Source organism: Caballeronia sp. J97 (assembly GCF_905220305.1).
GTDB lineage: Bacteria > Pseudomonadota > Gammaproteobacteria > Burkholderiales > Burkholderiaceae > Caballeronia.
Genome location: NZ_CAJMZL010000042.1, coordinates 30751 through 56442 on the forward strand (window position 1 = coordinate 30751; position 25692 = coordinate 56442).

Below are 25692 nucleotides of genomic sequence, written 5' to 3' on the forward strand. Positions count from 1 at the left end.
TTAGTCTTTCCAGCAACGGCCAGCAATGGTTAAAGAGCGTATTTGACCCGGGTCGGCCGATCCGCCTCGCCGGGGTTGAGCCACGTATCGAAGCCGAGGCGCGACCACGACCCGCGTCCGGTGCGCGCGGCGCCCGCTTCGTCGTGGCGCAGTTGCAACTCGACTTCGACATCGAGCGGATCGGTCAAATAAAAGCGCGTGAAAAAGGCGAGGCGCGCATGGGCGCTTCCGCCCGGCAGCATGTGTTGAAACAGCGTGTGCGGCAGCCCGGCGAATTCGATGCGGATGCTGCCTTCGTAGTCGTCGATCTCCGAGCCGAGCCACGCGTCCTCGCCGAGGCAGCTTTGCTGCTGCCCGAGCTGCCAGCGTTGATCGTGAGGGATCGGCACGGCGCGCGGCACGCCGCACACGACCTCGACTTCGGCGGGCGCGAAGGCATCGGCGAGCAGGGTCTTCAAGCCGAGCGCGGAACGCGGCCGCTGATTGAACAGTCCCGCATAACGCAACAGTTCCGCGCTGCCCGGCAGCAGGTCGACGCGCAACGCCGGATCGTGCAGGCCGACGAACGCGTAGAGCTGATCGAGCGACGCCTCGTGCCGGTCCTCGACGATGCGCTGCTCGACGCGGTATTTCGCCCATGCATCGAAGAGCAGCGGATACAGCGCGTGATGCACGATATCGAGGAAATCGCGCGTGACGTGATGCCCTTCGCGCTCTTCCTCGAAGAGATCTTCGGTGTAGTACGTCGGCAGCGGCGAGGCCACGCCGTACAGGCCGAAGAAGTTCGCCGTGATGCGATAGCCGCCCTCGGGCGTCGCCTCGATGCGGTCGATGTCGTTCTCGGGAAAGCCGAGCCCGAGCCGCGGCCGCACGCGCAGGTTTTCCTGATTCAGGCCCGTGTGACGGTCGTACAGCCGCAGCAGCCGGATCGCCTGGAAGTACGAGTACTTCTCACCGTTGGTGAGAAGCAGCGCCTTCACAGCATCGGTCGTTGTCCGAGTCTCGGCGGCCATTTGAATACTTTGCCCGAAAGCGTGTCTTCGAGCTCGACGCGCGTATAGGAATTGATGCCGGCGTAATCGCCGAAAAATCGCTCGAGCATGCAACCGAAGAGATACAGATCGCCGATGCCGGCGTAATGGTCCTCACGACAGCGGATTCGGATCGACTGGCCGCGCTGCATGCCGCCGCGGCCGACGAGACGCGTCTCGCGCGTCGCCGTCACGTCGACGATGCCTTCGATGCGCCGGCGATTCGACAGCTCCTGCCCTTGCCGCCCGGCGAACACATAGAGGCCGAGCAGCTTGCGCAGGTTATCGGCGCTCGCGAGCGACAACAGATTCAGCGAGACGTGCGAGAGCAGCGACCACAGCAGTTCCTCGCCCGCCGGCGGGTCCTGCGCGGGCGTGATCGCGCGGATATTGGTGTAGCTCATCTGATCGGGCGACGTGCTGGTCGGCACGTTGATATCGCCCGGTTTCAGGCCTTCCGGCAGCGCGCGGTTGGTGCACGTGACGCGGATCGACAGCGTCTCCGGCAGCGGCGTCTCGGACGGCGGATAGTTCAGCGAGAGATACACATCGCTGCCGCGCTCGACGTTCGCGCTCCTGAGCGTCGTGCGATAGCTCAGTTGCGCGCCGCGTCCGTCGTGACGGAACATGCTGAACGGCTGATAGAGGCGTTCCTGCGCGCTGCCCTGCTGATAGCCGAGCACCTGATCGACCGAATAGACCTGATAGTGGCGACGGTCCCGTCCTTCGGGATTCACGCGATATTCCGTCGCGCGATGATCGTGCGTGATCGGATCGGCGACATGCGAGAACACGTTGATCGCCGGCACGACATTGAGCATGAAGCTTTGCGCGCCGATTTCCGGCATCCAGTCGTGCAGCGCGTCGAGCGTCATCACGATGCTGAAGCTCGAACCTTGCGCGTTCGCGGTCCAGCGCCCGAGCCCGGTGATATCGACGAACAGAAACTTCTCGGGCTGCGCGAAGAATTCCTGGATCGTGCGATACCCGCTCGGCGCATGGCCCGGATAGGTGAGCAGATCGGCATCGAATCCGCTCGTGCGCAGGCATTTCGCGCCCAGCGACAGCCGCTCGCCGCCGCTCGACACGCGCACGTCCGTGACGTGGTTCATCAACAGCAACAGCAGCTTCGATGCGTCGACCTGCCCGCCGCTCAGAAACAGGCGGACGGAATCGCCGTTCCATTGCGCGATGGTCGCGCCGTCCATGTCGAAATCGATCATCAGCACGGGCGCGGCGCCCGCATGACTCAGCAGATTGACTTCGGCGATGCGCAACGGCTCGACGTCGAGATCGCAGGTCGTGCGAAAGCGGCACGACGTGCCGTCCACCGGCACCGACGCGAGCTCGGTGCCCGCGGCGACACGCGCCGATTGCGGCCGCTGTCCCTTCGTCGAGAAGCCGATCAGCGTCGACGCCGGCACCGGCCGCAGATAGTGCGGAAACAGCAGATTCGTGAGTTCCTGGATGAACTCGGGAAACTGGTCGTCGAGCTTCTGGCGCGTGAGGCCCGTGAGAAACGCGACGCCTTCGAGCAGACGCTCGACGTCCGGATCGGCGGAGGTGCCCGAGAGCATCGGCGCGATCGCCGGATTCGCACGCGCGAACTCGGCGCCCAGGCCTTTCAGCTTGTTCAGCTCATCCTGATAGTATCGATTGAACATGCGGCCGACTCGGCTGAATCCGGAAGTGAATGAGGATGTGCAAACGTTGAATCAGTCGACGCTCACGCGGCCATTCGCGCCCACGGTCGTCGATATGCGCAGCGGGATCTCGCGGTCGTCCACTTCGAGCGAGCCTTCGAGCGCGAAGCGGATCGACAGCACGTCGGTCTCCTCGCGATTGAGCGTGACGCGCGGCGACTTGATGCGGGGCTCGTAGCGCAGCACCATGCGACGGATCTCTTCTTCGATCTCGCGCGTGGAACCCATCGCGGTGGTGCCGGCAAGGTTCGTGAAATCGGGCACGCCGAATAGCGGATCGATCTGCACGCTGCCTTGCCGCGTGTTGAGCAGCCGGCTGAGATGACTCATCACCGAGTTGACGAGGACATCCACCCGGGTCTCGTTGGAGCGCGCTTCACCCGTGCCCCAACTCGCGATTCGCTCCAGCAGCCGGCGCTCTCTCACCATTGCTCCCGCTCAGACGCGCATCAGGACTTCGGCGCGAGCCACGAATCTTCGGCTTCGATGCCGTCCGGATCGAAGGTCCACGTGATCTTCTCGTAGGTGAACGAGATATCTTCCATGTGACCCATCTGCTTGTTGTCCGGCGACAGGCAGTTCGGCGTCCACGACTTCATGTTGGTCAGGATCGCGTTCGACAGCTTCACGGTGTAGTACTTCTCTTCCGTGCCCTTCGGCGAGATGCGGTAGAACTCCAGCGTCACGTTCTTCATCTGCTCGCCCGAGGTCAGCGCCTGGAACAGCTTGGGCGACGACTTGTCGATTTCCTTGGTGAGCGTCATCGGCAGATGCACGCGCTTGCCGGTCGGCAGGCCCGTTTGCGGGCTCTTCGGAATTTCGATGGTGTGATCGACGGCCTGGACGAGAATCTTTCCTTCATGACCCTGAACCTTGGTCGAGCCTTCGATCTTTCCCTGGTTCTGGCCTTCGAGAGTGAGGTAGCACGGCATCGGCATGATAAGTCCCCTGTTGGGTAGCAAACTGTGTTGGGTTTCGGTCGTTTCGCCGAGGTCTTTCGACCCCGGCGGTGTCGCTCAGCTCTTGTGTGCGCTGCGCATGTTTCACATGTTGCGGGAGGCCCGTTACCGGCCGGTTTCAGTTTTCCCGCGCTGCGTTACAGATGAAACACGGCCCGCTCTTCGACGACGTATTGCTTATTTCTTGTCCAGCTTGCCAACCAGGGACAACGTGAACGACGCGCCCATGTACTTGAAGTGCGGACGCACTTTCAGATCCACGCGATACCAGCCCGGATCGCCTTCCACATCGGCCACGACGATCTCCGCCTGACGCAGCGGACGACGGCTGCGCACGCCTTCGGCGGGGTTGTCCATGTCCGCGACGTACTGGCGGATCCACGTGTTGAGCTCGCTTTCCAGATCGACGCGCTCTTTCCACGTGCCGATGTTCTCGCGCTGGATCACCTTGATGTAATGCGCGAGACGGCTCACGACGAACATGTACGGCAGTTGCGTGCTGAGCTTGTAGTTGAGCTCGGCTTCCTTGCCTTCCTTCGTGTTGCCGAAGAACTTCGGCTTCTGCGCGGAGTTCGCCGAGAAGAACGCGGCGTTGTCGCTGTTCTTGCGCATCGTCAGCGCGATGAAGCCCTGCTCCGCAAGCTCGAACTCGCGGCGCTCGGAGATGAGCACTTCGGTCGGGATCTTGTTCTGGAGCTCGCCCATCGACTCGTACGTGTACACCGGCAGATCGCCGACCGTGCCGCCGCCTTGCGGGCCGATCACGTTGGCGCACCAGCGGTAATCGGCGAAGCTCGACGTGAGGCGCGAAGCGAACGCGAACGCCGCGTTGCCCCACAGGAACTGGCCGTTGCCGCCCGACACGTCTTCCTTGTAGTTGAACTTCTTCGCCGGCACGGTATCCGCCCCGTAGGGCACGCGCAGCAGGAAATGCGGCAACGTGAGACCGACGTAACGCGCGTCTTCGGACTCGCGGAAAGCGTTCCACTTGACGAACTGCGGGCCTTCGAAAATCGACGAGAGGTCTTTCAGGTTCGGCAGTTGATCGTAGGTATCGACGCCGAAGAAATGCGGACCCGCCGCCGCGATGAACGGCGCGTGGCTCATGGCCGAGACGCTCGCCACGTTTTGCAGCAGCTTCACGTCCTGCGTGCCCGGGCCGAACTCGTAATTCGCGACGATGGCGCCGAACGGCTGGCCGCCGAACTGGCCGTATTCAGCGGTATAGAGATTCTTGTAGAGGCCGGACTTGGTGATGTCGGCTGCATCCTCGAAGTCTTCGAGCAGCTTGCCCTTGCTCACGCTCAGCAGTTGAATCTTGACGTTCTCGCGGAAGTTCGTGCGGTCCACGAGGAACTTCAGCGAACGCCATGCCGATTCCATTTTCTGGAAGTCGGCGTGATGCAGGATCGCGTCGACCTGCGCGCACAGCTTCTGGTCGAGGTCGGCGATCATGCTGTCGACCGTCGCCTGCGTGATGCGCTCCACCGCGTTCTGCGGCTCGAGCAACTGCGAAATGAAGGCCTGAATGCCCTGGCGCGTGATCGAATACGCTTCGTCGCCCGGCTTGATGCGCGCCGACTCGATCAGGGAGTCGAGCAGCGAGAGGCTTGCGTCGGCCTCGGGCGCGGCGGTCGCCGTCTGTTGTTTTTCCATGTCGCTCATGTCACTTGTCCTCGATGCCGAGTTCGCTCATCAGACGCGCGCGCACGCCTTCGTCTTCGATCAGTTCCTGAACCCGCTTGCGGAAATCCGGAATGTTGCCGAGCGGACCTTTCAGCGCCTTGAGCGCGTCGCGCAGCGCGATCATCTGGCGCAGCTCGGGCACCTTCTCGACGATCGCGTCGGGCGAGAAATCGTCGACGGACTCGAACTTCAGGTTCATCGCGATCTGCGCTTCCGGATCGGCGTTCGCTTCGAGGCGGTTCGGCACCGCGAGATCGAGCGAGAGCTTCTGGCCCTTGAGCACTTCGTTGAAGTTGTCCTTGTCGACGTTGACCGGCTTCATGTCTTCGATCGGCGTATCGTCGTCACGCAACGTGAAGTCGCCGAGCACGAGCAGTTTCAGCGGCAATTCGACTTCCGCCTTGGCATCTCCGGTGGCCGGACGATACACAATATTGACCCGCTCCTTAGGAGCGACTGAACCGTCAGATGCCATGCCTACCCCCTAACCCAATACCAAAAGTGTTGATGAAAAAATCAGGCCGCTTCGATAGCGTCGCAGCATGGCGGCACACAGTCATGCATCCGCTTCGGCACGATCGTGCGCGAATGCCGTCACGCTGGTGTCATCGCATGCTGCTGGCGACAGGGAACGATCTCACGCGGCATCGCCGGTCATTGCCGCAAGTAGAGCCGGGTTCCGGGCTCTATTCGTGGCTTAGGCGCACGACCCTGGTGATACGCTGGCTTTCCTGTCGCTCAGGACATTAACGACACCGCGTCCGGATTCTTGAAGCTGATTTTTCGGCGCGCGGATCGCGGCAAGGCGATGCAACACGCCATAAGGTTCCTTCGATTTCTGCCGTTAACGCTTCGAAGCACGCCGCATGAACCGGCCTGCGGGACATGCGGCACAACGACATCGCCATTGCGTGAGAGACCATCGTGGCAAACCAGTATGAAGTCCAGGGCGACGTGCTCGTCGTGAGTCTCGAAGGCGCGCTGAACAGCACGAACTCGGCGCAGGTCGAGGCCGAAATCCAGCGCCGTCTCGACCAGGGCACCAATCAGGTGTTGTTCGACCTGAGCGCACTCGGCTATATCTCGAGCGCGGGATTGCGCGTCGTCCTGATCGCGGCAAAGCGCCTCAAGCAATCCGCGGGACGGCTCGTCCTGTGCGGCATGCACGACCAGATCCGCGAAGTGTTCGAAGTCAGCGGATTTCTCAACATTCTCAACGTCACCGATACGCGCGCGTCGGCGCTCGAACGCTTCGACGAAGTGGCGTGAGCCTCGTATTTCATTCGTAACCCGAGCCCGCTTTTCTGAAACGCGGCCGTAACGGCGCGCGCACAGAATTCATCCCATGCGCAGAACGAACTGCGCAAGACAACCGGAGAACAAAATCATGCCGATGCCGTGCTACCTCTCACTCGAAGGCCAGAACCAGGGAAAGATCGAAGGCTCGACCAAGGTTCAGGGTCATGAAGGAAAGATCCTCGTTCAGGCTGTCGATCACACCATCGAGATTCCGAAGAGCCCGCAGACGGGCCTGCCGACCGGCAAGCGCGTGCATCAGGCGATGACGCTCACCAAGGAAATCGACAAGTCGTCGCCCAAGCTGTATCAGGCGCTGACGTCCGGTGAGCAGATGAAGACTGTCTCGCTCGAGTTCTATCGCATCTCGCCGAAGGGCACGGAAGAGAAGTACTACACCGTGAACCTGTCGAACGCGATCCTGACGAACATGAAGTCGTGGACGCCGAACTGCCTGTCGCCCGACAACAAGCAGATGGGGCATATGGAAGACGTGTCGTTCACGTACGAGAAGATCACGTGGACGTATGAGCCGGACGGCATCGAAGCCGAAGATTCGTGGCTTGCGCCGAAGTCGTAATCGGCGGCGGGCTCAGCCGGCTTGTCGGCGCTGGTCCTCGCCATCGGCGGTGGACCAGCGCACGAATGCGTCGAACGACCGTTGCGCGTCGAGTTGCGAATCCGAGGTCAGCTTCTCCTCGTCTGCCTCGTCGAGGGCGGCTTCGGCGTGGCGTGTTCTCGGATCGATCAGCTCGGCGCTGTGATCGAGCAGAATCTTTCCATAGCCGTTGAGTGCGTAGTCCGACGGCGAGAGATCGTAGAGATAGCGCGCCGCCGCCACCCAACGAAGAATCTGATTCGCCGAATGGGGCGCTTCGCCGAATTGCGTGATCTCTCTCGCGCCCTGCCGGGCGTAATCCCAATCGTCCGCGTTGAGCCGCGCCGATCCGAGTTCCAGCAAGGTCACGGTTGAGCCGGCGCCGGACAGCGGCTGTCCGATGATCGCATCGACCACGCCGGCGACGTCGCGTTCGTAATCGCCCGGCTGCGCGGGGTCGTATTCCGCGGCCCACAAGCCGAGGATCGATTGCGCATCGTCCGTGAAGTCCATGCGCCTGAGCGCCTCGGCCGCCAGCGAGATGCGCAAACGATGGGTCGGATAACGGCCGTGGCTGTCAGGAATCTCGTGCTGAATCCGGGAGCGGTCGGTCGCGAGAAAATCCACCAGCGAGCTCACGTACGCCGGCCCCAGTGTCAGACAGCCCCACAGGTCCGCGAATACTTCGTCCGACCAGGCGAGCCACGCGCGAAGACGCAACGGCGCCTCGGCCAGCGCCCCCTCCAGGTTGCGCAGAACCGCCGGGCGGAGCCCGAAGTCGTGTTCGACCGCGTGGCCCGTTTCATGCGCGACCACGGGCAGATCCGGCAGATGCGCGAGTTGCGACCAGGGCACGCCGATCACCGGAATCGGCAGGCTTTGCAGAATCGCGTCATACGAGGGGCCGGTGAGCCCCTGCCCCGGCACCGCCTCGGCGCTGAATGCGTGATCGCGGCTCAGCGCATACGGCGACAGGCCGCCGTTCAGAAAAACGAGCGGCGGTTGTCGACGCGCTTCCGGATTTCGATCGAGCATCGGCTTGTAGCAGTACCACGCGATTTCGTCGGCGGCTTGCAGAAAAGCGCACATCGAAAGATCGCGGCGCTGTATGAGCTTCGCGCGGAAGAACTCCCAGATCCGCCGGATACCCAATACGAGCGACTCGATATTCCGGCCCTCCGCCAGAACGCTGCCTTCTCTTCTGGCCTCGTCGAAAACCTGCTGCGTTTGCGACGACAGGCCGGCGAGGTGGCCCGTCAACGCGACGATCTGCGAGCGATGGCGGGCGAATATGCCCGATTTCGCGCTTTCGTCGAGCCACGCATCGAATTCGGCCTTCAACGCCTGAATCTTTTGCTCCAGCGCGATGATCCGGCGCTCCGCGAGTCCGGTCGTCATTTCAGCACGAACTCCGGATCGGACGTGAGCAGCATCGCCGCTTCGGTGCAGAACACGTCTACGCCGCGCAGCTCCTTGCGATACAGCATCAACATATCCTTCAGCCGGGGACGCCCGGCGATCATGAAGGCCAGGCGCTCCGCCGCGAGCTCGACGTAGTTCGGCTTGAAGAGTCCCGCACCCAGGACCGCGCGAATATGCGCCTTGCGGGCGAGATCGGCCGCGAACTGGTTGCGCAGGAGCAGTTGGCGGGCCGTCTCGATTTCCGTCGAAGGCCGTGGCGGCGCGAGCATCACGACGGGCTCCCTTTCCGTGCGCGCATGGCGCAGCAGGCTCGCGCACCGGTCCGCGTCGAGCATGGGCGATCCGGTGGCGCCGCTGTCGGAAAGCGGCAGATCGATCCAGAGTTGCCCGCGACGCTCGACGATCGACGCCTGGATGACGACGAGACTCGGACGCGTCTTTTCGAGCAACGCGAGCGCGGCTTCCAGGGTGAGCTCGTCCGGCTCGTACGCCTTCGAGCCATGCGCGCGCAGGATCTCCGCCAGCGTGCGGCTCGCCAGCACGTCGAAGCCGCGCTGATTCTTGCGTTGCAGTACGGATGGAGGCCGAAGGATGACGACGGACAGGGGCGCGAAATAATTCATCATGCGCCGCAGCTTTTGCGGCATCACGTCGATCACCTGTTCGCCCCAGTGCGTACGCGCCGTGGGCCGAAAATCGCGGGTCGAGCGAAAACATACGCTGTCGCGCGGCAAAGCGAGTTCCCACGGAATCGACTGAGTCGCCTCGCGGCCCGTGATCATTTCCACTACCGGCGAGGAAAGCGCGGGAAGAGGCACCGCCTCGCGCATCCGGCGTATGAACTGCTCCCTGCTCTCGCCGATCAGATGGCGCGCCACGGCGATCGAACCCGCTTCGCTCCCGCGAAGATCTTCCACGGGATCGGGCAAGCCGTCCATGTAGACGGAGTACCGGTCGTCGGCGCCCGGGGCCACTTCTGTCAAGCCGGTGCTGACCCCCGTTGCGATTCTGCGGGCCTCCGATTCGCGTCCCAGCGCAAGCAGGATTCGCAGCGCCGCCCGCGCCTGAGCTTCGTCGCGGCCGGACAGCCAGCGGTTGTGCGCCGCGAGCGCCTCGAAGTAGGAGCCGGGCAGCCCCTTGGGCAATGACGGCGGCACGGGTTGCATCTTGTCCAGCAAGCGGCCTTTTCCGCGCTCGAGGAGCGCATGAGCGAGGCGGATGCGGGTGGCGACATCGCGTGCGCTCGCGTCATCCCGGCATCGTTCGAGGAGGGGCGCAAGCTCCTGCGGGACATGGCCCGCGCGATAGCCCGCATCGATGAGGCGCTCGATCACCTGTGCGCCGACGGCGAGCGCTTCCTTGATCGCGTCCTGGATCAGGGTCGCGGTACGCGTCGAACCGAGACAGCGCAACATGTCGATGCAAACCAGCACCCGGACGAAGTAGTCGCGCGTGCCCGGCTGCGGCAGTGGCGCGAGTCTCAACAGCTCGTCCTCGAAATGCGATACCCCTTCGAGCCGCGGCAGCCAGCGGAACCAGTGCAGCGCGGCGTAGCGCAACGGCACATGTTCGATGGACGCGACATAGTCGATCCATGCAGCCAGATGAAATCCGTCCGCGCGACGGTCCATGATGGTGAGCAGCGCAAGCACGTGCTCGTGCCAGGCGAGCCGGGACTCATCGGACGGCTGCTGCGAATGAGGCTGGCGGTCGCACAGGAAAGCGAGATGGCAGCGCTCGATCGTCAGCGGCCCGGAGTCCACGGCGGTGGAGCGATCGAGCATTTGCAGCGCGCCAGTCAGATCGCCGCGCAGCTCCTTGCTGATACGCACCGCTTGCAACAGGCAGTCGGCCGCGCCGGCGCGGTCGCCGGCGCCCGCATAACGATGCGCCGCGCGCAGCAGCAAGGTGCAGGCTTCGTCGAGTTGATAGTCGAAGGCGAGCAGCCGGCCGTTCAGTTCGTCCAGGCGCGCCGGATCGAACAGCGGATCGTCCGCCAGCATCTCCGGCGCTTCGGGCAGCCGCGGCGCGAATCCCTGCGCGACCGAGCAAAGCGACAGCACTCGCTGCGCGCGGGCATCCAGCCGCGCGCTGGCGGACGAAGGCCCGGTCCCGTCGACGTAGGGCTGCAGCAGAAGACTTTCCGCGAGCGCGAAATCGCCGGCCCGAAGATAGAGCTCGGCAGCGCTGGTCCGGAATTCCGGCGAGACATACGCCGACTCGCGCAGCGTGCTGGAGATCAGTCCCAGGCTCGCGTCGACCCGTCCGGACATCATCAACCGGACGCAGCACTCGTTGAGGATGTCCCAATTCGACGTGCCGTCACGCAAGGAGAGGGTCATTGCATCGCGATACCCCTCCAGCGCGCGATCATCGTTCAGTCCGATCAGCGTTCTGGCCCGCAGCAGGTAGTACGCGTACGCATCGGCGTCCGCGAATCCGGCAATGCCCATGCGCTCGATCTTTTGCCAGCGGAGCATGGCGCGGGCGTGATCGCGCTCGTGAACATCGAGCGCGAGTTCGATGAGCAGCACCGCGCGCCGGTCGGCTTCGGAGACCGAAAGCGCGCCGTCGGCCTCGGCGAACGAGCGCATGGAATCGAGAAGTCTTCGCACCGATGCCGGCGGCTGCTGAAGCCGGCACGGTCCCCATCCGATGCCCGCGGCCTGGCGCGCCAGCTCGAAGTGCGCCTGCCACACGAAGCGATACGAGACGAGGCTCTGGCCCTGGTCGTCCTTCACGGACTCCGGCGTGGGCAGCAGCATCACGACGATCTCGATCAGCGCGTGGCGCGCCTGCGGATCTTGTGCCTCGGGGCGCTCCAGCAGCGCGGTGAACCATTCCTGTATGTCCTGCCGCTGCAGCCTGAGCATGTGGTAGAACACCTCGGCTTCGCTGCTCGCCCAGGCGGCCGGCTCAGCGCTCTTCGCGCTGGCGAGTTCCTCGAACCATCGGCATGCTTCTTCGTGAAGCCGGCGATAAATGCGCTCGCGCTTGAGCAGGTCATGCATCGGCCCCACGATATCGGGCTGGAAGCGAATCTCGTCATCGCCCGCGCGCAGCCAGCCGACGGAGTCCGCGTAAGCGCGCAACTGCGTCCACAGCAGCCCGATATCGATTTCCCTTTCCATGCCGCCCGAGCGAGGAAAGTCCCTGGCATACAGCGTGAGCTCGTCGAGATGCTCGGCTTCGGCCTCGGTCTCGGACGTGATCTCGCGGCGGATATGCGACTTCATGACGGCTTCGAGAAAGCTGCGCGTCAAGCGCCGCGGAACCACGCCATAGCGGACGACCCATCGGACCATCCACTGAAACTCCGGAATGCGCCTGATCACGCGGTCGATCAGATATTCGTACTCGGGCCGCAACGCGTTCACGTCTTCGACCGTGGTGTTCGGGTTCGAGTTGGCCAGATCCGCTATCAGCGCCAGAATGAAGGGATTGCCGTTTGCTTTCTGGACGATGGCGTCGATGAGGAGCGGGTTGACGCGCCTGCGCTCGGACAGATATTGCCGCGACTCGTCGGGCGAAAACGGGCCCACCTGGACAGGGTCGGGTTCATCCGGCTTCAGGCATTTGCGCTCGCGCAGATCGTAGCGCCCGCATATGACGAGCTTGAGATCGTTCTTGAGATCGCCCTTGCCGATGGCCCGGATCTCGCGGAACATGTCCAGCACGCCATCCAGTGCGCCCGGAAAATGCAGCACGGGTTCTTCTATCGTGTCGAGCACCACGACGACGGGCGCACTGCCCAGCTTGAGCGCGAATTCCTGGACGATGGCCCTCCCCGGCGAGGACGGACCGGCGAGGCGATCCTCGACGCTGTCGATCAACAACGCGTGCGGCAAGCGGGAATTCGGCAGCAGCAGCGGCATGAAGACCAGATAGTTATCGAGAAATTCGCCGTACGGCGCCCCGGCGACCTGCCGGTTGATCTGCTCCGCGAGCGTCAGAAGAATGAGCCACGGGAACTGCACGAGCCTCGCCGTGTTGACATCATCGAAGTCCAGCTTCGCGACCGGCAAACGCTTTGTATAGGGCAGACATCGCCTCGCGATCAGCCAGCGAACGAACATGGTCTTGCCGTGTCCGCCGGCGCCGAAAACAGGAAACATCCATTGCGCCGGATCCGTCAGGCAGCCTTCGAGACGTCTCTCGATCTCGCCGCGCTGAAGGTACGGGGCCGACTTCACGAACTCATCGGCAAAGCGGCCGCGAATGGCGACATACGGACCGAGCTCGCCGAGCTTGTCGCGCTGTTCCTGGCTGAGCAGCCTGAGTTCGATCTGCTTCGCGCCCGCGCTCAGCAGATCCAGATCGCGCAGCACGAGCAGCAGCACGTTGCACGTCGCCAGCCGGAATTCGTCGTCCGCCGCGCGGAACTGGCGCATGAATTCGGCGAGGCCTGCTTCCGGCTCCGCCACAAGATGAAACCGCAGTCGGTGCAGCGCATCGAAATGTGCATCGTCCGCGCGCTCCAGGAACTTGTGGACTTCGGACATGAAAGCAATCACGTCGCCGCGCCGCCCTCCACCCGCCAGCCATGCTTCCATATGACGCACGACGGCGAGGTCGGTCACGCGATACACCTCTTTCTCCGTGCCGATCATGGCGATGTCGTCGTCCTCGACGAAGCGCTCGAAAGACTCCGAGCCTTCCGGGCAGATCACCCGCTCATACAGTTCGCGATCGAACACCGAAGCCGCCGACGCGCGCTGCATCAACTTGAGATGGGCCTCCGATACCGGCGAAAACTCTCTGACGAGATCTTCGAAGCTTTGCCCGCTTGCCATCCGGGCTCTGAGCAAGGCAAGGCGCCCCTCGCCGACTGGATTGAGTTCCATGAATTCAGGAATGCGGGGTGACAAGCTCGTGCAACTGCTTGTACTTGATGTTGAAATAGGAAATCGGGAACGAAGGCTCATTGCCCGCGATCTTGTGGACCCAATCCCCGGCCATCCTGGAAAGTTCCACGTCATTGCTTCGGTGAAGCACGTATTCGGGAAAGCGGTCGAGGAACTCCCTGCGCGCGATCGCTTGCAAGTTCACCTGACCGTATGGAATGTCCAGCGCGGGCCGGCGGACAGGTTCCCTGGGGATGTCGTAATGCTCGAAGTCCTCGTCGCTCAGGGCGAGAATCAGATGCACGTTCGGCAAGTCGCCATTCGACAGTGGAACGAAGAGGTGCTCCCAAAGCATCCAGAATCCGCCGAAGTCCAGTTTCTGCCGGAGCTGATCCAGCACGATGGTGACGGGCGTATTCGCGGAAATCTCCTGCAACTGAAGCAGAAACTCCCGATAGCTTCCGGCATCCAGCGGTTGCTCGTCTGTCACGAGCGCGTCGAGATGGCCGGGAAGCGGTGGCAACGGGTCGGCCAGCGGAGAGCCGACGCCCGCGAACTTGAACTTCCAGATCAACTCGAGGACGCGCGCGCAACTTACACCGCCGGGCTCATCGGCGAGTTGCACGTAGCGAACGCGATGTCCCACCCGCAAGGCGAGATCCAGCAGCCACGCGCACAGGAGCGACTTGCCGTAACCGGGGCTGCCGCGCACGACGACGAAGTGATCCTCGTTCTCGCGCTCCTGGAATGGCCAGAAACTGCGGCACAGCGCCCGCCGGTTCGACGTCTGGTTGACGAATGCCGGAAGCGACGACAGGAGGCGGCAGTTCTTGGCGCGATTGCTGTACGACGCGTCGGGTGAAAAGAATTGCGGCAGGACCACGGCCGGAAGACAGCGGGTCGTGAGCGCCGGGAACGATGCCTGTTTCCCATTTGCCCCGCCTATGTAACCGATGCCGTTGCGCGCCGCGGAAAGCGCCTCGTTCACGGGCATGCCTTCGGCGATGCGCTTGTAGAACGCGCCGGCGAGGTTGCCGGCCGCTTCGCCCTTGATGTCGCCCTGCATGGCGATGACGGCGCGGGCGCTGTCCATGAACGCCGCCGCGAGTGAGGCATTCTTTCCCGCGGGATTGGCAGTCCGGCACCCGTTGAGGAAAACCAGATAGGGAAGCCAGCCATCCGTCTCGACGTTGCCGATATCCGAACTGATCAGACCGCCATCCCATATGAAGTTGTCGAACTTGAGATAGGACGGGTCATTCGAGCCGTGTCCGATGAAGTGGAACACATGCGGTTTGAACTCTACTATCTTGGCGTAGAGTTCCTCGCGCGTCGCCGGCGTAATCGGTTCGAGATCGATCGTGCGCTGCACGGGCTGGACCACACGGCGTATGGCCTCCTCTTCCGCCTTCGCCTCCACCTTCACGTCGTTCGCCGCGCCTATGGCGATCAGCACGCGCAACGGGCCGCGCGTCAGCGGCGATGACCAGCTCCAGTCCGGCTTGAACGCTCTGGAAATATGGTTTGCCCGGGCGATGGACTCGCACTGCTCGCCGTCGGCGAGCGGCCGGCGCCACATCATGATTTCCCAGGGAATACGCTGCATGGCCCGATCGGCGATGTCGAGCAGAATCGTGGTCTGTCGCTTGATGAGAAACGGCTCGATCCTGCCCCGGATCGCCGCGGGCAGCCGTTCATAGAGCTGCAATCCCTCTTTCGGCAAACCGCTGGGCGAAACCCCGGTATCCGGAAGCACCTTTTCGAGGCGCGCCACCTCGGTTTCCGGCAGCGTCATCACGCAAGGGATACCGTGCTCCAGCGTGTGCACCTGTCCTTGCGCGTCGCGGTGCATCAGACAAACGTGATAGCTGCCAGCGTCCTCCAGCGCGCGTATCTGCAATACGAAGGTATCGCTCATGACAGTGTTTCCGAGAACTCGATATTGCCGTGCTCGTCGATGTATTCGACGCCGATCCGAGGTCCGTCGAAATTCAGCACAGCGAAGCCGAACAACGCGAAACGGTCGAGCCCGCTCCGGAAGAATCCGTTTCCTACGTGACGCACGCCGTCGGGAGTGGATGCCGCCGCCGGGCGCGCATAGACCGGCACCCCGCCGTGCCCCACGAGGCGGCCGAACGGCAGGCGCGGGCGCGGGTCGTAGACCGCGAAGCGATGCTCATGCCCCCAGAACCACGCCGTCACCTCGTTGCGCTCGTAGAGTCGCTGCAGAGCGGTGTACTCGCTCTCGAAAGCGCTGAAGGGCTGATGATGGGTCAACAGGATGAGCTTCTTGTTCGGCAGCGTCTTCTGTCGATGCTCCACCCACTCGAACTGCTCGCCCGCCAGCGTGCCATCCTCGAACGCGGAATCCAGCCCGAGCAACTGCCAATGGTCCGACTCCAGGGAGAAGTAGCTGCTGCCCCGATGCCCGCTGAATCGCGCGTCCTTGAGAAGATGCCCGAAGTAGCCAGCGCCTTGCGAAAACATGTCGTGATTCGCGTTGAGCGACCATGACCCGACGCGGCCCTCGTTGCCTGGCCGCACGGGCCAGAACTGCAGGAAGTGATCGTCGTACTCCTCCGGCCAACCCGAGTAGTAGACGTCGCCCAGATGAATGACGTGCTGATCGCGCTGGGGCTCGCTTTCCAGCATCGTCGCGATCCGGCTTGCGATCTTGCGCGCCCGGCTGACTCCGCTGCCCCAGTCGCCCACCAGAAATACCCGCGCGTTCGCAGCGATCGTGCGAGGCGGCGCGGCATCCGGCGGAAAAGGCCGCTTGCCGCCGAACGAACTGAATACCTTCGCGCCGACGCAAGCCAGCCATCGGATGTCGGTTTGTCCCATGCGTTCGAAGAGACCCTCGCCGGCCGTGCCGAGCCCGTTCTCACCGAGACTGACATCGCTGATCGGATGATCCGCTTCGCTCGCATTCTGGACGCCGCTCTGGTCGACCAGGCGATGGGTGATGCAATACCGCTGAAAGAGCGATTGCATCAACGAAGCCGCGCCGTCGCGGGGAAGGTAGCATGCGTCGGCATTCGAATGGGCCGCGACGGACGCCGCCGTGTTCTGCACCTGCGCGTCGAGGTTGAGCAAGTCCTGCAGACTGACGCTCTCGTGCTCCAGTTGCGCGCGCAACTGAGCGTCGCGCCGCGCCGTTTCGCAGAATGAGCCGAGTTGCCGGGAGAAGTAATCGCAGGCCTGAGCCATGTACTGTCGCTGCAGGATCTCGAGAATCATTCGACGCCTCCTGGAAGCAATCAGATTCCGCTTGCCGTGACCTGGTCCGTGCCGGACCCATCGCCGCGCGATGCGTGACCGGGCCGCACGCCGGCTCGCCTCGCATGGCAGCGAGACGTTTCTAATAATATTCTGTAATTCTTATTTGTCATCCCTGTCATTCGGTTTCTGTTGGCCTGACCACCGGACGGTCCCGCCGGAACATGTCGTCGGGGACGTGCGAGCGCGGCGCACCGGATCGAACGGCGAACGGCGCTTTCCTGCGAAGAATCAACCGGTCGTTCGGCGCGGACTCCATCGGTCCGCGAGCGGCGGCGCCCGCACCATGCCAGCCGGCTCATCACGGAACGAGACTTCTGATGTAGTTCATCGCCGCATGGTCGGCGAGATCCCGGATCATGACATTGCCGATCTTCCATGCATACGCGCGCAGATAAGCGATGCGCGCCGCCTCGCGGTCGGCTTGCACGAACGCCGGATCGGGTGAAGGATCGAGCGTGCCGTCGGCGTCGATGAAGGTCATGGAACCCGCATGGACGTATCCGCCCAGTTCGGGGGGCAATTCGGTGACGAGGTCACAGCAATCGACCAATCGCGTGATGGCGACCCCGGCCAGGGTCGCGACGAAATCCGCATTCCCGACGCGCGGCGACCCGATCGTAACGAGCTCGTTCGGTCGGCACACGCTCGCGGCCAACGTCGCGATCGCGGCGCCGAGACTATGACCCGTCAGCACGAGCCGCCTTCGCCCGTTCTTCGTCGCTTCCAGCCATTGCGTCACGCCGGGAAGAACACTTCTCGTCGCGGTCGCGAAGCCATCGTGAACACGCCCGGCGCTCTCGTTCCAGGGTGTAAGGCTGGCCTTCAGATCGACAGCGATATCCGTCAGTTTCCCAGGCTCCGTGCCGCGAAACGATACGATCGCCAGCCCGTCGTCTGCGCGGAGCGCGCCGAAACCCTGAGTGTCGGTGTCCGGGTTACCGAACAGCACGGGCTCGCCGAAACGCACCCTGGCGAGCGCCTGCGTGAGCCGGTCGAACTGAGGCCCGGCGTCTTCGGCGTGGACATAGGCGAGTCGTGCGAATTCCGCGGCAATCGCCGGAATCTTGTACTCCACACGATCGTCGAAGATCGTTTCATCGTCTTGGGGCGAGTACAGCGCGTCACGTCTCGCATCGTAGGCAATGGTGGGCATGCGCATCTCCCGCTTCGTCACGCCGTGCCGGCGCTCAGGAAGCGCGGCTTCGGAACGCTTCAGGATAGACGGCGCTCAGACGATACGGAACAAGAACCGGCGCGGTTGTGTGGCATAGCAGACGGAGGTTCCCGATCGATTCGGATGGCTTATCGCAACGCAGCACCCACGTCGCGGCTTCCCCGGCGCACGACGCAATTCCTGCAATTCTGTAATCTGCGCGGCTATGCGAATGTATTCGCGGCCTATCTAATTTGTTTATCGCCTTCGATGGCAGACGCTCGTGCGCCCGGGCTGCCGATCGCACGCTCAAAGGCAGCAGGGAAGCGCGATTCGGCGATGCCGTCGCACGCGTGCCGCCACTGAAACTGGAAACCAGGCGCATCGCATCTGGTTAACCCGATGCTTTTCGTGACTATGCGTCGCGTCCTAACCTGCTTCTCCGACGCCACCTACTTGCGCATCCGGAGACGCGAACATGGGAACCAACACGCACGTCAGCACCGAATCATTCACAAGCGGGACGACGCCCGCGTCGAAGGCCTCGCTGCAGGCGACGCTGCGCGCCGGCATCGCGGGCGGCCTTGCGGGCGCGTTGATCATCTGGGTTTACGAGGCCTTGATATGGGTCGGCGCGCAACATCTGATGCCGCTCGCGGGCATCCCGCGCAACGCGACGGGCCTCGTGTTCGGCAAGGCGTTTCAGGAGTCGATCGGCATCTGGGCATACGTCATCGGCACCGGCATTCACTTCGTGTTCGCGATCGCATGGGGCGTGCTCTTCGCGATGATCTGGCCGCACTTCCGCCGGCGCGGCTACGAAGCGACCTTCGTCGCGCTCTTTTACGCAATCGTCGCGTGGATCGTGATGCACGCCGCCATCATGATCGCGTCGAACAATCATCCGGACTATTTCGATCCCGTGGTCATCATCGGCGGATTCATGTCGCATTTCTGCTTCACGGTGCCGCTCGCGCTGATCGTCAAGCGCATGCTCGCCGAACGCTGAATCCTCACGCCGCCAGCGCCGCCATCGCGGCGGCGCGATCGGGAAGAATGCGGAACAGCGAATCGAAGCCGATAACCTGAAACACCTCGTGAACCTGCGGCAAGAGGCCCGTCAGCACCAGTTCATGCCCCGTGCTGCGCGCGATCTTCGCCGCCTTCAACAGCACACGCAGCCCGGCCGAACTGACGTATTGCACTTCGCTCATGTCGAGCAGCACGCGCGGGCTCACCTGCACGCGTTCGGGCAAAACGTCTTCGAGCTGGCGGGACGTCGTGCTGTCGATGCGTCCCTCCACGGCGATCACCAGCACCTCGCCTTCGCGGATTTCGTTGATATTCATTTCTTCCTCGATAGATCTTCGAACGCGCTCACGCGCCCGGCTTCGCGACGACGCGCTTGTAAAAGTTCAAACAGTTGAAACGGTCGCGGCGTTCGTAGGCCACGCCATCCATCATCTTGCGCACGAGATAAACGCCCAGCCCGCCGACCGCGCGATCATCGAGTTCGCTCGTCACATCGGGCTCAGGCAACTGGAGCGGATCGAACGCCACGCCGTCATCGATGACTTCGGCACGCACTTCGTCCGCGCCGATCGTCACGCGGACGCGGATCGGATCGTGCGCGGAGCCATAGGCCGCGATGTTCGAGATGACTTCGTCGAAAGCCATCGCGAAGCTCTGGAACACTGCGGGCGGCATGCCGCGCGCGTCGAAAAGCGCCTGCAAACGATTCACCAGCTCGTCGATGTCCGGCGCTTTCGCATCCAGTTGCGTGTCGAGGTTGTCGGTCACGTTCATGCTGTCGTCGACGCTGACGCGCCGTAGTGAATCGCGAGGCAGGTGATGTCGTCGGACTGGGGCGCGCCATCGGCGAACTGATTGACGCTGTCGAAAATGCGCTTCAGCAGCACTTCGACATCGGCGAGCGTCGATCCGGCCAGGTGCCGCGCGAGACGCAATTCACCGTATTCCTCGTCGGCGGGATTGAACGCCTCGGTGACGCCATCGGTATAGAGCAGCAGCGTCGAGCCCGCTTCGAGACGCGTGCGCCCCTCCTTGAACGGCGTGCCTTCCATGACGCCGAGCGCCATGCCGCCCGTGCCCGGCAATTGCGACACCTCGCCGTCCGGGCCGATCAGATAAGGCGGATTGTGGCCGCCATTCGCGTATTCGAGCTCGCCCGTGGCCGTGTCGAGTATGCCGTAGAACAAGGTGACGAACATGGTCGCTTCATTGTCCTGCGCGAGCAGATCGTTGGCGAGCGCGAGACACGCGCCCGGGCTCGCGGCGCTCGGCGCGATCGCGCGCAGCAAGGTGCGCGCCACCGCCATGAACAATGCGGCCGGCACGCCTTTGCCCGACACGTCGGCGATCACCATGCCGATCTTCTGGTCGGAGAGCCAGAAGTAATCGTAGAAGTCGCCGCCGACTTCACGCGCCGGAATCATGCGCGCGAACATCTGCAAGTCCGGGCGCGACGGAAAGCGCGTCGGCACGATCGACTGCTGCATGCGGCGCGCGACGTCGAGTTCCTGCTGGATCGACACGAGCTTCGTGTGCGCGTTGAACACGTTCTGAATGGTGAGGAACCACGGACGCCAGGCCTGCGGAATATCCGGAATCGATTTGACCGAGCCGCGGTCTTCGTCCTGGATATAGCGCACCAGCTTTTGCGCGGGCACGATGGCGTCGCGATACGTCATCCGGCTCGCGATCAAGAGGATCAGCGTCAGCGCCACGACCAGCAGGAGCATGCTCGGCACGCCGGTTCCCACCGCCATGCGCACCATGTTCCAGCGCGGCAGCAGTAGCACGACGCGAAACGGCGCATGCGGAATGCCGATCGCTTCGACGTAGTAATCGTCGTGCAGCGTGAGGCGGCCGTCGGCGTCCTTCAGCACCGCGCTCAGGTCAGGGCGCAGCGCTTGCGGAAAGGCATCGGCCGCCGTCAGCACTTCATGCGTGCCTTCGCGCACCAGCGTCGGATGCGCGAGCAACTGGTCATGATCGTTCACGATGAACACCGTGCCCAGTCCTTCCGGCCAGCTTCGCACGAACTGATTGAGCCAGCCGAGCGTGAGGTCGAGCGACACCGCGCCGCGAAACTGCTCGCCGTCGTACACGCCCGCCGATGCGGTCACCATGACGCCTTTGCCGGCTTCATCGACGTAAGCCGGGGTCCAGATGATCTCGTGCTTCGAATCGGCGGAGGGCTGCACGCCGGTGAAGAAATCCTTCTGCTTCAGCGAGTCCGCATAAAAGAAATCGCTCGATGCAACCCACGGATAAATGTTGATGAAGCGCCGCTCGGACGTGTAATAGACCCACGTTGCGCCCGGCAAATTGGCGATGATCGTTTTGAACGTGCTGTTCAGGCTGAGCGCCATCTCCAGCTCGCGATCGAGCGCCGGCGTGCGCGGTCCGACGAGCCCCGTCAGATTGCCTGCGTCCGCGGTCGTATAGGGCGGCGGCAGCGCGTCGAGCTGAATGCTGTCGGGCTGCTTGCCGGGACGCAGCGCGTCGAGCAACGGCGTGTCCGTCGTGCCTTGCGGATGCAGGCGAAACCACGTCTGCCCCTGGATGCGCAGCGAGTTGACGGCGTCGGTGCTGCTTCGCACGAGCGCGTCGAGGGCGATCGCCTGCTCGTTCATGCGCTGGCTCACGCTCGAGGTTTGCGCGTCGAGCGTCAGCCGGTAGCGCAAGAAGACGATCGCGCACGCGACGATGAGCACGCCGACGAACGCGATGCGCATGACGCGGTTGTAGCGGGCGAACAAGGCCGCCGTCAGATCAGACATACTTCGTTTCGCTCAATGAAGGTTCATTCACGTTCGACCATCCGCTCAGGCTGCAACGCCCGTCACGCCCGCGCCGACGAAGCCGAGATGATCCAGGCGCTTTTGCAGCACGCCTGCGCTCGTCAATTGAAGGATTTCGGAGAAGACCATGCGCGTCATCGATTTCGGATCGGCGATGCGCGCGCCCTGCTCCGCCGCCAGCACGCCGATCACCTCGCGATAGTCCTCGATGCCCGCGACCATGATGTCGAACCAGCTCAGCCACGCGGCCGAGATCGTCGGGTCCTGCTGAAGCGTCTTGCAAAGCCGTCCGATGCGCGTCGCCTGATCGAGCAGGATCACGTCGATCTCGTGCTCGTTCGCGCCGAGCCGTTCACGCAAGCCGAGGTCCCAGCGAATGCTGATCTCGGGAAGAAAGATGTAGCGCAGCCCCTGCACGATGCCGATCCGGCTCTGCGCCGAAGGAATCATCGTGAAGCCGTCGATGGCCCAGCCTTCGCCCGGAAACTCGACGATCTGGCGCACCAGCTCGACCGTGTCCGCGATGCGTCTCGGCTCGCGGAACATCACGGTGAGACCGGGGCGCGCGTTATCGGTCCATTCGCCGGGCGGCAGCACGCGGCCGACGAACGCATCGGTTTGCGCGGCGGCATCGGCGAGCGAGAACACGGCCGCGGCGAGCGCCGCCGCATCGAAGCCGATCGCCGCCTTCACTTCGAGACCGACCGACAACTCCTGACTCGATCCATAACGCCCGAGCACGGGACGCAAGACGACATCGCGCACGCGATCGTCCTCGTTGAGCAACGCGACGAGCGGATGCACGAACGCCTTGAAGCGCGCACCGACCGGATACACGCGCGATGCCGGCATCGTCGTCGCGCCATGACCGCGCAGGCGCGCGAGCCCGCCGGCCGAAGCCTGCTGCGTCAAGCCAACGAAGTAATGGTCCACAGCGTCGGCCATCGCCGTTCCTTGTTTTTGCTTTAAACCGGGTTGAATACGTCGGAGAGTGTATCGATGGCCGGCGCGGTCAAAAGCCCGAAGAGAGCGCCAAAGAGGCGACTATTCGTGGCTTTGCCGCGCGGTTACAGCAGGCTTTCCCGAAGGCGCACCTGTCTCGTGCACGACGAGGCAGGCATGACGCGAAGCAATGCATCGACCTGTTGCGCTAGGCGTAAACCCTCTCGCGATCATCGGGGATTCAACCCGTCAGCAAAAGCGAAGAACATTGACGGCGTCTCGATGCCCTCGAATACTGCGCTCTGCAGTGTGCTGCCTGTCGCAGAGGAACGTGACCATAGATCAGGAGAATCGATCGCGCCGGTCTTCATCAAACCATCCCGATACAAGGAACGTGCAATGAAGAATGCCTTGTCCGTAAGCTTCGTCATGAAGACTGCCGTTGCAGTCTCCGCCGTCACGATCGCGTTGAGCGCCCATGCCGCCGACCCGATCAAGATCACACTGGCCAACTGGGCTGATACTCAGGCGGTCGTCTATACCGCGAAGTACGTTCTCGAAACGAAGCTGCAGCAGCCCGTTACGCTGGTCAACGCGGACATCGGCATCGAGTTCCAGGGCATCGCTCGCGGCGACGTGGATCTGATGCTGGGCGCATGGCTTCCGGTCACGCACGCAAGCTACTACGCCCGCTACAAGAACGACATGGAGGATCTCGGCGTCATCTACTCGGGCGCGAAGATCGGCTGGGCGGTTCCGGACTACGTGCCGGAGAACGAAGTGTCGTCGATCGCCGATCTGAACAAGCCCGATGTCAAGACCAAGCTGAACAGCACGATTCAAGGCATCGAGCCGGGCGCCGGCGAGATGGTCGCCTCGGAGAAGGCGCTGAAGGAATATGACCTCGCCGGATACAACCTGATCCGGGCGAGCGAGGCCGGCATGCTGACAGCGGTTGCGCGCGCCTATCAGTCGAAGAGCTGGATCGTCGCGACGGTGTGGAGCCCGCACTGGCTCTGGCAGAAGTACAAGATGCGATATCTGAAAGATCCCAAGGGCGTCCTGGGCGGCGACGAGCAGATTCATGGCTTCGCCTCGAAGCAGTTCGCGGCGAAATATCCTCGCGCGAACGTGTTTGTCCGGCACTTCAAGCTGACGCTCGCCGATGTCGAATCGATCGAACTCGACGGCAACGCGACGAACGACTGGAATGCCGCGGCGAAGAAATTCGTCGACAGCCATCCCGAGAAAGTGCAGGCCTGGCTTCAGCAATAGACGCCGGACCGCCCCGGCAGGCAGGCCGTTTCGTATCTGCGAAACGGCCTGATTACCTAGGTAATCGACACGTATGGACCTAAGTAATTTGAGCACTTACGCTCCTTTCAATCCGGACCGAAACCGACATGTGAAAGGGGTACAGGACCATGCCAGATCAAGCAGCCCGAGAGGTGGATACCAGGACGCTCCGACGTGTCATCGCGGCGGCGTCCATTGGAAACTTCGTCGAATGGTTCGATTTCGCCGCCTACGGATTTCTCGCGACCATCCTGACGCGCGAGTTCTTTCCTAGCGGCGATCCTACCGTCGGTCTTCTGAAGACCTTCGCGGTCTTCGCGGTTGCCTTTGCATTTCGTCCGCTCGGCGGCCTCTTTTTCGGGGTCATCGGAGACCGGATCGGTCGCAAGCGCACGCTCGCTTTCACCATCCTGATGATGGCGGGCGCCACGACCCTGATCGGCTTGCTGCCGACCTACGCGAGCATCGGCTATTGGGCGCCGCTCTTCCTCACGATCATCCGTTGCGTGCAGGGGTTCTCCGCCGGCGGCGAATATGCAGGCGCCTGCGCCTATGTGATGGAGCATGCGCCGCGCCGTCGCCGCGCGTTCTTCGGCAGCTTCGTGCCGGTCTCGACCTTCTCGTCGTTCGCCTGCGCCGCCGTGGTCGCCTATGCGCTCGAATCGTCGCTGTCGCCCGCGGCGATGGTCGAATGGGGCTGGCGCGTGCCGTTTCTGATCGCGGCTCCCGTCGGTCTCATCGGCGTGTATCTGCGCGTGAATCTGCACGAAACCCCTGCGTTCCAGGCGCTCGAAGGCAAGCATGAAGTCGCGCATGCACCGCTCATGGAAACCCTGCATTCGCAGTCCTGGAACATCCTGAAGCTCGGCGCCTTCGTCTCGGTGACGGCGCTGTCCTTCTACACGTTCACGACGTATTTCGCGACCTATATGCAGGTCGCCGGGCATCTGTCTCGCGCGACCTCGCTGCTCGTGACCGTGCTCGCGCTCTTCTTCGCCGCGGCGCTGTGCCCGCTCGCCGGGTTCTTCTCGGACCGGGTCGGCCGCCGCAGGACGATCGCGACGACAGGCGTCTTCATCATCGTCTCGGTGTATCCGGCCTTCGCGCTCGGCGGATCGGGCGACCTGTCCCGGTCCTTGCTCGGCGTCGCGCTGCTCGCGGTGGGCGCGGTGCTGTCGGGCGTCGTCACGGCTCCGCTGCTGTCGGAAGTGTTCGCCACCAAGACGCGATACACCGCCTCCGCGATCACGTACAACCTCGCATACACCATCTTCGGCGGCACCGCGCCGCTCGTCGCGACCTGGCTGATCTCCGAGACCGGAACGAATCTGTCGCCGGCGTATTACCTGATCGCAGTGTCGATCTTCGCGATGATCGGCGGCCTCTCGCTGCGCGAAACGTCGAAGACCGCGCTGGAGGAAGCGGGCTCTTCGATCAAAGGCGCGAGCGATCGTCCGGCCGTCGAACGCGCGATCAAGAGAACCATCTGAACACGCGCCTCCTCACCACGATACCGAGCGGATACAAGCAATGAGCAGCCTCCACGATTCGAGCATCATCATCGACGGACTGAACATATCGAAGTTCGAGCGCTCCGTGTTCGAAGACATGAGAAAGGGCGGCGTCACCGCCGTGAACTGCACGGTGTCGGTG

Annotated in this window: 21 protein-coding genes and 1 pseudogene; 6 read left to right on the forward strand and 16 right to left on the reverse strand. The window is 63.1% G+C overall.

Translation table 11 applies throughout. From position 1 onward, the window contains the following. Positions 1 to 29: 29 nt before the first annotated feature. The 6 genes from tssG to tssB form a co-directional block, all read right to left on the reverse strand. Entirely contained in the window at positions 30 to 980 is a 951-nt protein-coding gene (gene tssG, locus U4Y90_RS32625; RefSeq protein WP_321800922.1) for a type VI secretion system baseplate subunit TssG, read from the reverse strand. After that, positions 977 to 2695, reverse strand: a complete 1719-nt coding sequence (gene tssF, locus U4Y90_RS32630) for a type VI secretion system baseplate subunit TssF (RefSeq protein WP_321800923.1) — start codon at positions 2693 to 2695, stop codon at positions 977 to 979. Before tssF ends, tssG begins: the two co-directional genes overlap by 4 nt. Before the next feature lie 51 nt (positions 2696 to 2746). Then, entirely contained in the window at positions 2747 to 3163 is a 417-nt protein-coding gene (tssE, locus tag U4Y90_RS32635) for a type VI secretion system baseplate subunit TssE (protein WP_321800925.1), read from the reverse strand. Positions 3164 to 3183: 20 nt separating this feature from the next. Beyond that, the gene (locus U4Y90_RS32640; protein WP_321800926.1) at positions 3184 to 3672 is read right to left on the reverse strand and encodes an Hcp family type VI secretion system effector; all 489 of its coding nucleotides are present in this window, start codon (positions 3670 to 3672) and stop codon (positions 3184 to 3186) included. A gap of 198 nt (positions 3673 to 3870) precedes the next feature. Next, positions 3871 to 5358: a type VI secretion system contractile sheath large subunit gene (gene tssC / locus U4Y90_RS32645; RefSeq protein WP_321800928.1), complete on the reverse strand. Its 1488-nt coding sequence runs from the start codon at positions 5356 to 5358 to the stop codon at positions 3871 to 3873. 1 nt (position 5359) lies between these two features. Next, entirely contained in the window at positions 5360 to 5854 is a 495-nt protein-coding gene (tssB, locus tag U4Y90_RS32650) for a type VI secretion system contractile sheath small subunit (protein ID WP_321800929.1), read from the reverse strand. Positions 5855 to 6303: 449 nt separating this feature from the next. Between tssB and U4Y90_RS32655 the strand changes: the two genes are divergently transcribed. Then, positions 6304 to 6648, forward strand: coding sequence for an STAS domain-containing protein (locus U4Y90_RS32655; RefSeq protein ID WP_321800930.1), 345 nt, complete (start codon positions 6304 to 6306; stop codon positions 6646 to 6648). Between the two features lie 118 nt (positions 6649 to 6766). Beyond that, complete coding sequence (locus tag U4Y90_RS32660) at positions 6767 to 7255, forward strand: Hcp family type VI secretion system effector (RefSeq protein WP_321800931.1); 489 nt, start codon at positions 6767 to 6769, stop codon at positions 7253 to 7255. Between the two features lie 12 nt (positions 7256 to 7267). On the opposite strand, the gene U4Y90_RS32665 is transcribed toward U4Y90_RS32660, so the two are convergent. From U4Y90_RS32665 to U4Y90_RS32685, 5 genes are all read right to left on the reverse strand, one after another. Next, positions 7268 to 8671, reverse strand: coding sequence for a hypothetical protein (locus U4Y90_RS32665; protein ID WP_321800932.1), 1404 nt, complete (start codon positions 8669 to 8671; stop codon positions 7268 to 7270). Then, on the reverse strand, positions 8668 to 13488 hold the full coding sequence (locus U4Y90_RS32670; protein WP_321800934.1) for a hypothetical protein: 4821 nt from the start codon (positions 13486 to 13488) through the stop codon (positions 8668 to 8670). Before U4Y90_RS32670 ends, U4Y90_RS32665 begins: the two co-directional genes overlap by 4 nt. A gap of 55 nt (positions 13489 to 13543) precedes the next feature. Next, complete coding sequence (locus tag U4Y90_RS32675) at positions 13544 to 15457, reverse strand: CHAT domain-containing protein (RefSeq protein WP_321800935.1); 1914 nt, start codon at positions 15455 to 15457, stop codon at positions 13544 to 13546. Beyond that, positions 15454 to 16779: a metallophosphoesterase family protein gene (locus U4Y90_RS32680; RefSeq protein ID WP_321800936.1), complete on the reverse strand. Its 1326-nt coding sequence runs from the start codon at positions 16777 to 16779 to the stop codon at positions 15454 to 15456. The genes U4Y90_RS32675 and U4Y90_RS32680 overlap by 4 nt, the downstream gene beginning before the upstream one ends. A 340-nt stretch (positions 16780 to 17119) precedes the next feature. Continuing rightward, complete coding sequence (locus tag U4Y90_RS32685) at positions 17120 to 17974, reverse strand: lipase family protein (RefSeq protein WP_321800937.1); 855 nt, start codon at positions 17972 to 17974, stop codon at positions 17120 to 17122. Between the two features lie 478 nt (positions 17975 to 18452). Here U4Y90_RS32685 and U4Y90_RS32690 point away from each other — a divergent pair, with 478 nt between their 5' ends. After that, on the forward strand, positions 18453 to 18983 hold the full coding sequence (locus U4Y90_RS32690) for a hypothetical protein (protein ID WP_321800938.1): 531 nt from the start codon (positions 18453 to 18455) through the stop codon (positions 18981 to 18983). 4 nt (positions 18984 to 18987) lie between these two features. Here U4Y90_RS32690 and U4Y90_RS32695 read toward each other — a convergent pair whose 3' ends face one another. The 5 genes from U4Y90_RS32695 to U4Y90_RS32715 all read right to left on the reverse strand — a co-directional run bounded on the left by U4Y90_RS32695 (position 18988) and on the right by U4Y90_RS32715 (position 23174). Beyond that, a complete protein-coding gene (locus tag U4Y90_RS32695) occupies positions 18988 to 19323 on the reverse strand; it encodes an STAS domain-containing protein (protein WP_321800939.1) in 336 nt (111 codons plus the stop codon). A 28-nt stretch (positions 19324 to 19351) separates the two neighbouring features. Further along, complete coding sequence (locus U4Y90_RS32700) at positions 19352 to 19780, reverse strand: ATP-binding protein (RefSeq protein WP_321800940.1); 429 nt, start codon at positions 19778 to 19780, stop codon at positions 19352 to 19354. Beyond that, entirely contained in the window at positions 19777 to 21780 is a 2004-nt protein-coding gene (locus tag U4Y90_RS32705) for a SpoIIE family protein phosphatase (protein ID WP_321800942.1), read from the reverse strand. The genes U4Y90_RS32700 and U4Y90_RS32705 overlap by 4 nt, the downstream gene beginning before the upstream one ends. Before the next feature lie 45 nt (positions 21781 to 21825). Then, a complete protein-coding gene (locus U4Y90_RS32710) occupies positions 21826 to 22746 on the reverse strand; it encodes a hypothetical protein (protein ID WP_321800944.1) in 921 nt (306 codons plus the stop codon). 227 nt (positions 22747 to 22973) lie between these two features. Next, entirely contained in the window at positions 22974 to 23174 is a 201-nt protein-coding gene (locus U4Y90_RS32715) for a hypothetical protein (RefSeq protein ID WP_321800947.1), read from the reverse strand. Between U4Y90_RS32715 and U4Y90_RS32720 the strand changes: the two genes are divergently transcribed. From U4Y90_RS32720 to U4Y90_RS32730, 3 genes and pseudogenes are all read left to right on the forward strand, one after another. Continuing rightward, on the forward strand, positions 23143 to 24018 hold the full coding sequence (locus U4Y90_RS32720; protein ID WP_321800945.1) for a glycine betaine ABC transporter substrate-binding protein: 876 nt from the start codon (positions 23143 to 23145) through the stop codon (positions 24016 to 24018). The genes U4Y90_RS32715 and U4Y90_RS32720 overlap by 32 nt on opposite strands. A 149-nt stretch (positions 24019 to 24167) precedes the next feature. Continuing rightward, the gene (locus U4Y90_RS32725; protein ID WP_321800946.1) at positions 24168 to 25529 is read left to right on the forward strand and encodes an MFS transporter; all 1362 of its coding nucleotides are present in this window, start codon (positions 24168 to 24170) and stop codon (positions 25527 to 25529) included. Positions 25530 to 25569: 40 nt separating this feature from the next. Next, positions 25570 to 25692: pseudogene (locus U4Y90_RS32730) on the forward strand (peptidase M19); the annotation flags it as partial.